Origin of the sequence: Bartonella sp. AA9NXGY (genome assembly GCF_042196845.1) — a bacterium.
In the GTDB taxonomy this organism is placed as follows: domain Bacteria; phylum Pseudomonadota; class Alphaproteobacteria; order Rhizobiales; family Rhizobiaceae; genus Bartonella.
In genome coordinates, this window is sequence record NZ_JBHIRB010000131.1 from 1 (window position 1) to 502 (window position 502).

Genomic DNA, 502 nt, shown 5'->3' on the forward strand with positions numbered 1-502 from the left:
TATCGTTATATTTATCAACTAGTACTGCAACATCAGCTAAGGTATAGGTTTTCATAGATGATCCTCAAAACTTGCGTTATAAACGCTCCATATTCCCTCTATCAATTTCACCTCTTACATAGTTTTTTCCAAAAACTCTTGTAAAAAGGGATAGGTTGCGGAGTGGGAGTGTTCTCAGTCTTTTCAATCGGTTGGTCACCATCAAGTATCTCTTCTCCCGCGTGTACTTTAATTCTTTTGCAAAGGAATTCATAAAAATTACTGGCGTAATATTCGCAATTATCCAATGGATACATAACATAGATTGGACATTCTCCATCCCGAAACTGCGTATAATCAAAATAAAAAATTTCATCAAAATCAGCGTAACACACGACAAGCTGTTCTGATGTTGCAAAACCATCTCTTCTATCATTTAAGTTTTGGAAAACAATATCACCACCAGGGATATCTGCTCCACACTCCTTATAAAGGCTAAAGATTTCTTCACCACCAATTTCTC

The 502-nt window shown here is 36.3% G+C and carries 1 protein-coding gene; it reads right to left on the bottom strand.

Annotation, left to right across the window (positions count from 1 at the left end):
- Positions 1–107: 107 nt before the first annotated feature.
- The coding region (locus tag ACFIM6_RS10215) for an SMI1/KNR4 family protein (RefSeq protein ID WP_375612709.1) at positions 108–502 on the bottom strand (395 nt) is incomplete at its 5' end.